This is a genomic window from Bifidobacterium sp. UBA744, assembly GCA_002298605.1.
Classification (GTDB): domain Bacteria; phylum Actinomycetota; class Actinomycetes; order Actinomycetales; family Bifidobacteriaceae; genus Bifidobacterium.
In genome coordinates, this window is the sequence record DBKS01000061.1 from 1 (window position 1) to 10,313 (window position 10,313).

8 protein-coding genes are annotated in these 10,313 nt (G+C 60.3%); 5 read left to right on the forward strand and 3 right to left on the reverse strand.

The annotated features are described in order from the left end of the window. Positions 1-48 precede the first annotated feature (48 nt). Complete coding sequence (trpS, locus tag B2994_RS07000) at positions 49-1,149, reverse strand: tryptophan--tRNA ligase (protein ID WP_291527654.1); 1,101 nt, start codon at positions 1,147-1,149, stop codon at positions 49-51. Between the two features lie 143 nt (positions 1,150-1,292). Here trpS and B2994_RS07005 point away from each other — a divergent pair, with 143 nt between their 5' ends. Beyond that, positions 1,293-1,682 (forward strand): DUF3073 domain-containing protein, encoded by a 390-nt coding sequence (locus B2994_RS07005; protein WP_291527655.1) that lies wholly within the window; start codon positions 1,293-1,295, stop codon positions 1,680-1,682. Between the two features lie 17 nt (positions 1,683-1,699). Here the strand turns inward: B2994_RS07005 and B2994_RS07010 are convergent, their stop codons facing one another. Further along, positions 1,700-2,155 carry a sterol carrier family protein gene (locus B2994_RS07010; RefSeq protein WP_291527656.1) on the reverse strand — a complete coding sequence of 152 codons (456 nt, stop codon included), beginning with the start codon at positions 2,153-2,155 and terminating at the stop codon, positions 1,700-1,702. A gap of 186 nt (positions 2,156-2,341) precedes the next feature. Between B2994_RS07010 and B2994_RS07015 the strand changes: the two genes are divergently transcribed. From B2994_RS07015 to ilvA, 4 genes are all read left to right on the forward strand, one after another. Continuing rightward, on the forward strand, positions 2,342-4,804 hold the full coding sequence (locus B2994_RS07015) for a glycogen/starch/alpha-glucan phosphorylase (protein ID WP_291527657.1): 2,463 nt from the start codon (positions 2,342-2,344) through the stop codon (positions 4,802-4,804). A 106-nt stretch (positions 4,805-4,910) separates the two neighbouring features. Continuing rightward, the gene (locus B2994_RS07020) at positions 4,911-5,432 is read left to right on the forward strand and encodes a nucleoside deaminase (RefSeq protein ID WP_291527658.1); all 522 of its coding nucleotides are present in this window, start codon (positions 4,911-4,913) and stop codon (positions 5,430-5,432) included. Positions 5,433-5,448: 16 nt separating this feature from the next. Further along, a complete protein-coding gene (locus tag B2994_RS07025; RefSeq protein ID WP_291527659.1) occupies positions 5,449-7,773 on the forward strand; it encodes an alpha-galactosidase in 2,325 nt (774 codons plus the stop codon). A gap of 65 nt (positions 7,774-7,838) precedes the next feature. Then, entirely contained in the window at positions 7,839-9,101 is a 1,263-nt protein-coding gene (gene ilvA, locus B2994_RS07030) for a threonine ammonia-lyase (protein WP_291527660.1), read from the forward strand. Between the two features lie 192 nt (positions 9,102-9,293). Here the strand turns inward: ilvA and B2994_RS07035 are convergent, their stop codons facing one another. After that, positions 9,294-10,052, reverse strand: a complete 759-nt coding sequence (locus tag B2994_RS07035) for an SIR2 family NAD-dependent protein deacylase (RefSeq protein WP_291527661.1) — start codon at positions 10,050-10,052, stop codon at positions 9,294-9,296. Between the last annotated feature and the right edge of the window lie 261 nt (positions 10,053-10,313).

Below are 10,313 nucleotides of genomic sequence, written 5' to 3' on the forward strand. Positions count from 1 at the left end.
AGCATTCAGTAGGGTCTTATTCAGAGGTCGCCAGAGCTGGATCAGCCCTCAGTACTTCATACCCATGGCGGAACGCACCTGATCGAGCGTCTCCTCGGCGATCGCGTTGGCGCGGGCATTGCCGTCATGCAGAATGTCGCGGATGGTGTCCATATCCTTGGCCAATTCGGCGCGGCGCTCGCGATGTGGTGCCAGGAACTCGTTCACCGAATCAATCACGTATTTCTTCAACGCCCCTGCTCCGGCATTGCCGATCTCTTCGGCGATATCCTTCGGGTCACGGCCGGTCACCAATCCGGCGGTGGTCAGCAAAGCGGAAACCTGCGGGCGCGCGATGGGGTCAAAGGTGATGCGGCGCTCGGAATCGGTCGGGCTCTTCTTGATGAGTTTGGCGGTTTCCTCGGCGGTGGCGCCCAGCATAATCGAGTTGCCATAGGACTTGCTCATCTTGCGGCCGTCAAGACCCGGAATTTCCGGTGCGTCGGACAGAATGGCCGAGGGCTCGGGGAACACCGGACTCTTCTTGGCGTAGCGTTCGTTGAAACGACGCGCGATGGTGCGGGTGATTTCGACATGCGGCAGGTTGTCCTTGCCGATCGGCACCACGTTGGCCTTGCAGAACAGAATGTCGCATGCCTGATGCACCGGATAGGTGAGCAGCAGACCGGTGAGTGCGTGGCCGGATGCCTCCATCTCGGATTTCACGGTCGGATTGCGGTGCAGCTCCGCTTCGGTGACCAGCGACAGGAACGGCAGCATGAGCTGATTCTCGGCGGACACGGCGGAATGCGTGAAGATCATGGTTTTGGCTGGGTCGATGCCGGCTGCCATGTAATCGAGCACCAGATTGAGCACATTGTCCTCGATGTGCTCGGTGGTGTCGCGATCGGTGATGACCTGATAGTCCGCGATGATGATATTGGTGTTCACGCCGCGGTTCTGCATGGCCACGCGTTCCTTGATGGAGCCGAAATAGTGGCCGAGGTGCAGACGGCCCGTCGGGCGGTCGCCGGTGAGCATGGTGAATTTGCCGGGGTTGGCTTCGAGCTTGGCGAGCGTCGCGTCCGAGCGTTTCTTCGCTGCCAGAAAACTTGCGCTCATTTCGTTGCCGGCTGCTGTCAACCGTGCTTCCGCCTGCTCGTCAGTCATTGCCACGTCCCTTGTCATTGTGTGAAAACGGTACAAAAGTTCGCTTTTATGGTAAAAGTTCAAGCCGACAACCGAACAAGTGGTACTCTCTTATGTGATGAATTGATCGAAACTCGAGAATCGTAAGTCAGGGGATCACAGACATGGGTCGCGGACGTCAAAAAGCAAAGCAACAGAAAATTGCCCGTAAGCTCAAGTACCTGACTACGGATACCGATTATGACGAGTTGGCCAAAGAACTGAGCGCCCAGGAAGTCGGTACCGGTTCCTTTGATCCTTTCGCCGATGTTGAGGGTGACGATCGCAGGTCCGGCGTTTCAGCCAAGGTGTCCGATGTTCAGTCAGACTCCCCGTCGGAACGGGACGATGACCTCGATGAATATGCCAAATGGGCTGCCGAAGCGGCCGAGGCAGCGGCGAAGGCTACTAGCGGTGAGCCTTCTTCCGTCGCGGCGTCGGCGAAAGCCACCCCGAAACCCCATCGTCCGATTCCCATTCCCATGCCGAGCGCGCTGAAGCACAAGAAGGCGTGAGAGAGGGCGCGATACCGCTAGAGCGGCAGCAGATCGCTCAGGTCGTCGCGCTCCCCCACCGCGCTGATGCGTCCGGCAGTTTTTTCCTCGTCCCATGTTGTCACGCCGGAGGCGAGGCGGAGCCATACGTCGGGTTCCAGTTCAATCACGTCGGGTGGTGTGAGGTTGTGGGGGTCCGAGGCGGGGCCGTCCAGGATCTTGATGGCGCCCCACGGAGCCACGCGGACTTCCACGCCTTCGCCGGGTGCGCGGCATTCGAGCAGATGCAATGTGTAGCGCACCGCCATGGCCCATGTCGGTCGGGGCATGTCCGGATGGACAGCCAGTCTGAGTTCCTTGTTTTCCGCATTGTCCGCATCGTTTCCGCTCGCCGTCCGAGACGGGCCGCTGCCGGCTATCTGCTTCGCCGCTTCGCGCCACTGATGCCATGCCTCGCGCCCTGTGGCAAGGTCTTGTCTCCGTATAACCGCCATATGCCGTATTGTGGCACGGCTCTGAGATGCGGGCAACGTGGCCGTGGGCCGGCGGTGACGTCGCCGTCCTGCTGCTCTCGATAGTTTGATGGTCTGTTACACAGAGTTCATGCATGTGGTATGCGGCGACTCCCGACACGGGGCATAATGAATGCAGGGAATGCCGCAAGGAAAGAGGGTCTCCATATGACTGAAATCACTGCACCGAAATCTCCGGTCACCACGGCGGAATTTGTCGACGAGATTCGCGAACAACTGAAGTACGCCCAGGGCGTGACGCCGGAACAGGCAACGGAGTCTGACATCTATGTCGCCGCGTCTCTCGCCGTGCGCAAACATCTGATGGATTCGTGGTTCAAAACCCAGTCCGACATGGTCCATGGCACCACCAAGGCCGTGGGCTACCTCTCCGCCGAGTTCTTGCTGGGCAAGCAGCTGCGCAACGCCCTGCTGAATGCCGGCATGATCGGTGAGTTCGATGAGGCCGTCAAGACCTTGGGATTCGACCCGCAGGCGGTTATCGACGCCGAACACGAGCCGGGTTTGGGCAACGGCGGTCTGGGCCGTCTGGCCGCCTGCTTCATCGACTCCCTTGCGTCGTTGGGTGTGCCGGCGTTTGGCTATGGCATCCAGTATCAGTACGGCATCTTCGAGCAGGCTTTCGATAAGGACGGCAAGCAGATCGAGAAGCCCGACTATTGGCTGACCAATGAGGAGCCATGGGGTCATGTCGACTACAACCGCTCGCAGAAGGTTGATTTCGGCGGCGAGGTGGTCGAGGAAGCCGGCAGGAAGGTGTGGAAGCCGTCTTGGTCGGTGCGTGCCGTGCCGGTGGACTATCTGGTTCCCGGGTATGCCTCCGGCCGTGTGAACACGCTGAGGCTGTGGCGCGCCAAAAGTTATGACGAGTTCGATCTGCTCACGTTCAACAAGTCCGACTATCTGGACGCCGTCGAACCGCAGGTCAAAGCCGAGAACATCTCCAAGATCCTCTACCCGGAGGATTCCACGCCGCAGGGTAAGGCGTTGCGTCTGGAGCAGCAGTACTTCTTCGTCGCCGCTTCGTTGCACGATGCCATCCGCGTGTTCTACCCCGGTCAGGACAAGCCTGATCTGACCACCTTCCCGAACAAGATCACCTTCCAGCTCAACGATACGCATCCGGTGATCGGCATTCCGGAGCTTATGCGCATCCTGATCGACGAATACGGCTACGACTGGGATACCGCTTGGGGCATCACCACCAAGACCTTCAACTACACCTGCCATACCCTGCTGCCTGAGGCGCTTGAGGTCTGGCCGGCGAAGCTGATCGGCGAGCTGCTGCCGCGTCATTTGGAGATCATTAACGAGATCAACGATCACTTCCTGGCCGAACTCAGGACGATGACGCGCGACAAGGAGCGCATCGAGCGTATGCGCATTGTCACCGACGAAGCCGAACCGAAGGTTCGCATGGCGTATCTCGCCACGGCGGGCGGCTCGCACGTCAATGGCGTGGCCGAATTGCATTCCCAGCTGTTGAAGGACGTTACGCTGCGCGACTTCTCCGACCTGTTCCCGGAGAAGTTCACCAACGTCACCAACGGCGTCACTCCGCGTCGTTTCGTGCGTCTCGCCAACCCACGCCTGTCCGCGTTGATTACCGAGGGGCTTGGCACGGACAAGTGGCTGAGCGATCTTGAAATGCTCCAGGGGCTGGTTCCGCTGGCCCAGGATGATGAATTCGTCAAGAAGTTCGCCGCCGTCAAGCAGGCCAACAAGGACGATTTCGCCGCCTATGCCAAGCGCGAGTATGGTTTCGATCTCGACACCTCCACCATGTTCAACACGATGGTCAAGCGTCTGCACGAGTACAAGCGCCAGGCTCTGAAGATCCTCGCGCTGATCGCCCGCTACGCCGACATCAAGACCGGCAAGATTTCGGCCGACGACGTGCTGCCGCGCACCGTGTTCTTCGGCGCCAAGTCCGCCCCGGGCTATTACATGGCCAAGCTGACCATTCAGCTCATCAATAACGTGGCTCGCGTGGTCAACAACGATCCTGATGTGAAAGGCAAGCTCAAGGTCTACTTCCCTTGGAATTACAATGTCCGCTTGGCGCAGCACCTCATTCCGGCCACTGATCTTGACGAGCAGATTTCCCAGGCCGGCAAGGAAGCCTCCGGCACGGGCAACATGAAATTCGCTCTCAACGGCGCATTGACCGTCGGCACGCTTGACGGTGCGAACGTCGAGATTCGTGAACGTGTGGGCGCCGAGAACTTCTTCCTCTTCGGCATGACTGTTGACGAGGTGGAGGACCTGTACGACAAGGGCTACGATCCGGCCAAGTACTATGAGGCGGATCCGAGGCTCAAGCAGGCCATCGACATGGTGTCCGACGGCACCTTCTCGAATGGCGACCGCACCGTGTACGCGCCGCTTGTGGCTGACTGGCTGACCAAGGACTGGTTCATGACCTTGGCTGATTTCACCGCCTATACCGAGATCCAGGCCGATATCGAGGCTCTGTATCGCGATCCGCTCGAGTGGAACCGCAGGGCCCTGCTCAACGTCGCGAACTCCGGCTATTTCAGCTCCGACCGCTCGATGGAGGATTACCTTCAGCGAATCTGGCATACCGGCCCGCTTGCTCCGCTTGCGTGACGTTGCTCCGCCGCGCTGGCTGGCTCAGCCGTAATCCGCCGATTTCCCACGTTATGCGCGGAGTGTTCGACGGATTTGCGTTGGCGGTCATGGCAGACTGAATGTCATGGATGACAAACAGGCGATGCGCGGAGCACTGGCGTTGGCGCAATGTGCGGCTGCCGCCGGTGACGTGCCGGTTGGTGCGGTGGTGCTTGACGCGTCGGGCGTTGTAATCGGCAGGGGGTATAACACCCGCGAAGTGCATGGCGATCCATTGGCGCATGCTGAGATTCTCGCCATGCGTCAGGCTGCGGAACACCGCGCCTCCGCCTTGGGCGCTGCATGTTCCGCCACTGCGGATAGCGTCGCCCGGGCGGGCGGATCCCATGCGGCCGCCGCTTGGAATCTCGCCGACTGCACTTTGGTGGTCACGTTGGAGCCGTGTCCGATGTGCGCCGGCGCGTGCCTGCAGACTCATATCGGCCGTATTGTGTTTGGTGCGTGGGATTCCAAGCTCGGCGCCTGCGGTTCCGTCTGGGATATTCCGCGCGATCCCCATATCGGCCACTCCCCCGAAATCTACGGCGGCGTGCTCGAGCGGGAGTCCGCCATGCTGCTCGCCGAATTCTTTGCGCCCAGACGGTGAGGACAAGGAGGCTGCGATGTCGCGAACCGAACGTTTCCAAAGGCAAACTCATGACGGCGCGAAGCTGACGGCTGTCTATCTTGAAGACAGCGCCGCCGGCGCCGCCTTCGGATTGGCGTCATGCGGCGAAGAGCTGCCTCGCATTGTGCACTGGGGCCGCCCGCTCGCCCACCCCGAAACCCTGTTGAATGCGTATGCGGCTCTTAAGCCGCAGCGCGTGTCCGGCGCGCTGGACGAGACGCCATGGCCGTCCATCATGCCCACGCAGGCGGAATCCTGGATCGGCGAGCCGCGAATGGTGTTGCGCCGCGGCGGTACGGAGTTGTTCCCCAAATTCACCGTTGGCGAGGTGAATGTCGACGCGGAGCAATCCGGCTCCATGCGCGCCACCTTGGATTTCAATGCCGCCAAGGGGCCGGAAGACATCACTGATGTCTGCGGCGTCGCACGCACCACCGGCAGGCGCACGGTCCCCGGTGTAACGGTTACGGCCGCCGACGTCGAATTGGGTGTCGAACTGGTATGGCAGGCGCAGCTTGTTCCGGGAGGGCTGGTCCGCCAACGGGCCACTGTGCGCAATCTGTTTGACGATCGTTCGACGCCTCTGGAAATCGGCCATGTGGAGTTGAGCTTCCCACTGCCCGCATCGGCCAGTGAAATACTGACCACTACCGGGCACCATCTGCGCGAACGGTCCCCGCAGCGCCAGCCGCTTACCATCGGGCGCTTTGAAAAAAGCGCGTTCGTGGGACGACCGGATTTCGACGCAAGCTTGCTGCTGAATGCTGGCCGACCTGGTTTCGGCTTCGAATCCGGTGAAGTGTACAGCGTGCATGTGGCGTGGAGCGGCAATTCCGTGCTGTCGGCCGAACGGCTGCCGTACACGCAGGGGGTGATTGGCGGTGGCGAGCTGCTGTTCGGCGGCGAGGTCATGTTGCCGGGTGGGGCCGATGCCTGCGCATACACGACCCCATGGGTGTATGGTTCCTTCGGCGACGGCCTGAACGAAGTGTCCGCCCGCTTCCACGAATACGTTCGCAGCCGGCACCCGCGTCTGTTCTCGCATGGCCGTCCGGTGCTGTTGAACAGTTGGGAGGCCGTGTATTTCAATCACCGGTACGACACTATGAGGCGATTGGCCGATCAGGCGGCGGCCGCCGGTGTGGAACGCTTCGTGGTGGATGACGGTTGGTTCGGTTCCCGCCGAGACGACACCTCCGGACTCGGAGACTGGCAGATCGCGCAGGAGGTGTGGCCTGATGGTCCGAAATCGTTGAAAGCGCTCGCCGAATACGTGCATGGCAAGGGAATGCAGTTCGGCTTGTGGTTCGAGCCCGAGATGGTTAATCCCGACTCCAATGTGGCGCGTGAGCATCCCGAGTGGATTCTGTCACCCACCGATACGCGACTTCCCATGCAGGGCCGCAGTCAACAGGTGTTGGATCTGACGAATCCGGATGCCTTTGCTTATGTCTTCGATTGCATGGATTCGCTGATTGACGAACTGGGCGTCGATTACATCAAATGGGATCACAACAAATTGGTCACCGAGCCGGTGTCCCGTCGTTCCGGCCGTCCCGCCGTCCACTATCAGACGTTGGCCGTTTATCGTATCATCGCCGGTTTGAAACGCAGGCATCCGGGTCTGGAAATCGAAAGCTGCTCCTCAGGCGGCGGTCGCGTGGACCTCGGCATTCTGGAATACGTCGATCGCATCTGGGCGTCGGATTGCGTGGATCCAGTGGAGCGGGCCGATATCCAGCGCTACACATCGCTGCTGGTGCCGCCCGCGATGATCGGCGAGCATGTCGGCGCCAGTCCCGCCCATGCCACGCATCGCGCCACGAGTCAGGAGCTGCGTATGGCCATGGCATTCTTCGGGCATATGGGCATTGAATGGAACCTCAGCATCGAGCCCCGCGAAGCGATTGACCAGCTTGCCATATGGGCGAACGAGTTCAAGAAACATCGCGACTGGTTCGCCATCGATACCTGCGTGCATGGTGACGTCTCCGATCCCGCCGTGCGGCTTGACGGCATGGTGTCGCCGGACCGCGCCGCCGCCGTCTATCGCTTTACGCAACTCACGTCCAGTCAGACGTATCCGTCGGCTCCCGTCCGCTTGCCGGGGCTTGATCCCGCCCGTCTGTACCATGTAAGCCCGCTTGCCCCGTCACTTGATGCGGCGGATTCTCGGATCGCCAACGGGCAGAGCGAACTCGGCTGGTGGAACGGGGAGGGCGTGGTGATGGACGGCGAGGCTCTGCTGCGATACGGCATCCGCGTGCTGTCTCTGCATCCCGCCCAGGCGGTTCTTTTTCAGGCCAGGCAAGTGCGGTGATTCGTGTGTGGCGCACGTGGAAGGACGTCGGTGGGGAGGCGCGGTCGCGCGTTACAATATCCGGCATGGAACAGAAAGATGTTTTGAAGGCGCTGCAGCGTGACCATGCGGCGGAACTGAAGCTCGCAGCCGAGCGTCTGAAGGGTACCGCCCGTCACACCGAGATCATCCCCTCCCCTGCGCTCAGTGAGCTGACTGGTCACGAGATTCTGCTCAAGCCGGAGAACCTGCAGGTTACCGGATCGTTCAAGATCCGTGGCGCCTATAACAAAATCGCCTCGCTGTCCGATGAGGAGCTTGCGCATGGGATTGTGACCGCCTCCGCGGGTAACCATGCCCAGGGTGTCGCCTATGCGGCCCGTGAGCGAGGAGCCAAGGCAACGATTTGCATGCCGCAGATCACTCCGCCGCTGAAGGTGGACGCCACCAAGGCCTATGGCGCCGATGTGGTGCTGTACGGTGAGGTGTTCGACGAGTCCGCCGCGCGTGCGCAGGAGCTCAGCGCCACCGAGGGCATGATCTACGTGCCTCCGTTCGATGATTATGAGGTGCTGTGCGGTCAGGGCACCATTGGCTTGGAGATCCTTGAGGATGTGCCGAATGTCACCGATGTGGTCGTTCCGCTTGGCGGCGGTGGTCTTGGTGCCGGCGTGGCCTTGGCGATCAAGACCTTCAAGCCGGATGTGCGTGTTATCGGCGCGATTCCGGAGGGAAGCCCGGCTTGGAAGAATTCCCTGGCCGCCGGTCGCGTCGTTCCGGCCGATCAGGTGCTGACTTCGGCCGAGGGGGTGGCCGTCAAGCGTCCCGGAGATCTGACCTTTGCGCTGCTTAATGAGTTTTTGGATGATCTGGTGACGGTGTCCGAGCGCGACATCAACGAGATGATCCTGCTGATGCTCGAGAAGCACAAGCTGGTGGTCGAGGCCGCTGGCGCGGTGTCGTTGGCTGCGCTGGAGCATCTGAACCTGCGTTCACGCAAGTTTGCCGCCGCCGCCGGTCCGCATGTGGTGGTGCCGATCCTGTCCGGCGGCAATGAGGATACGGTATCGATCGGAGCGGTGATTCAGAAGGGCATGATTTCCCGCGGCCGTATCATGAATTTCGAAGTTGAGTTGCCGGATACCCCCGGCCAGCTGGTGAAGGTCGCCACCATCCTCGCCAAGGAACGCGCCAATGTTATTGCGCTGGATCACGATCAGTTCAAGGCTTCGCGTTATACCGACGCGGTGTCGTTGGGCGTCACGGTCGAGACCAACGGTCCCGACCATATCGACCAGGTCTTCGCCGCGTTGCGTGCCGCCGGCTACAGTCCCAAGCGCATTTACTGAATCGGTGTGGAATCGTGCGCTGCTTGCCAGCAGTCGGATTCGCATAGTGAGGGACCGCGTATCTGCCAAGTCCGCGGATCATGCATAATGAGCCGGCAAGTACCCGGTGACGTGCATGATCCGCGGGATCGGCGAATACGCGGTCCTTTACTGTCGCTGACTATTACTTGCGGAATGTATGCGCCTCAATGATTATTGGCGCTTGTTGGCGGCGATCTCCTCGTCCACCAGTTTCGGCAGCGCAGTGGCGATGTCGTCGCGAATGAGTCGCGTTGCCAGACGGTCATATTGCGTACGGCCCATATTCATAATGGTGATCGGCACCCCGGCCTGTGCTGCCACGGGGACTATGCTGGCCGCCGGCATCACTTCGAGTGTTGACCCGATGACCCACAGCTCGTCGGCTGCACTGGACAGGCGATACGATTTTTCCATCGCGCCTTCGGGAAGATTCTCTCCGAAATACACCACATCGGTTTTGATGATGCCGTTGCAGGGCATGTCGCCGGCATATTTGAGCTTGCGATGGCAGTGCGGGTCGGGGTCGGCGTCCAGTCGGGCCATGATGTCGGCGGTATTGTATGCGGCATGGCATTTCATGCAGTGGCTGGTGTCGATGGTGCCGTGCAGGTTGACGATGACGTTGCTGCTGTTGCCGGCTTTTTCGTGAAGCGCGTCAAAATTTTGCGTGGCCAGCAGTGTGAGCAGGCCGGCTCGTTCGAGTTTGGCAAGCGCCAGATGTGCGGTGCCGGGCTGCGCGTTCCAGACGGGTGACTCCTTCTGCCAGCGCCATGAATATTCACGGGCTTCGCGGTCGTGGAGGAACAGGTCGATATCGTAGACGCTTGTTTGTTCCGGATGTTTGGTCCATACCCCGTCGGGGCCACGAAAATCCGGGATGCCGGCCGAGGTGGAGATGCCGGCACCGGTTAATACTGCGATCTTCTTCATGACTCAAGTCTTAGCACTGATTGGTGCTGGTTTTTTGGCGCTGGTTTCAGGTGGCCAAGATGTAACCGACTGTTCAGATAATTCGTAACATGACGGCGACACACCGGATGGATAATTATTACTAGGAATTTTTTCGGGCATCCGCCCGGGAAACCGCAAATCAAGCGTGTGACGGAGGAAATTCGACACGCCGAGAGAACCGCGTTATTCCAACGGTTCTAGGCATTGTTGCGCTTGCTGATTTGCGTGGGTGTGGATGTT